The organism is Staphylococcus sp. GW823-FHT05F06 (genome assembly GCF_058795495.1).
Genome location: NZ_JBXAHW010000044.1, coordinates 1 through 559, shown reverse-complemented (window position 1 = coordinate 559; position 559 = coordinate 1). Strand labels below are relative to the sequence as shown.

Below are 559 nucleotides of genomic sequence, written 5' to 3'. Positions count from 1 at the left end.
CTGCTGGCGTACCTGGTTCCGCTGGTTTACCTGGTTCCGCTGGTTTACCTGGTTCCGCTGGTTTACCTGGTTCTGCTTTTGTTGGACCATACTCAACAATTTCGTCAACAGGTTGTTTAGTGACTTTTTCTGTTGATTTACCTTCGCCAACTTTTTCTCCTGTAATAGGATTAACTAATATTGGTGTTGTAATTGTTTTTGTTCCTGGTTCACCTTTTTGTTTAACGCGCTCTTCACCTGGTTTTAAATCAGGATTAAATACACGTTTCTTATCAAATGGAATCTCTTCCGTTGATGTGATTGGATTACCAACTTTCGGACCATATTTTGTCACATCATCCACTGGTGGGGTAACAACTTCACCTGTATCAGGATTTTTAACTCCTGGTTTACCTGGAACTTCAGTTTTACTATCTACAGGTGCATTTGGATCAAATTCATCTTTATGACCTTGTGGTATTTGTTCACCACCATAATGAACAATCTCATCCACTGGTTGTTTTGTTATTTTTTCTGTTGGTTCACCTTCGCCAACTTTTTCTCCTGTTAATGGGTTCTT

The 559-nt window shown here is 39.5% G+C and carries 1 protein-coding gene; it reads right to left on the bottom strand.

Going from position 1 to position 559, the window contains the following annotated elements; all coding sequences use genetic code 11:
- Positions 1 to 559 (bottom strand): E domain-containing protein (locus AC1Q7N_RS11720; RefSeq protein WP_220702469.1); only part of this gene is annotated, 559 nt, incomplete at both ends.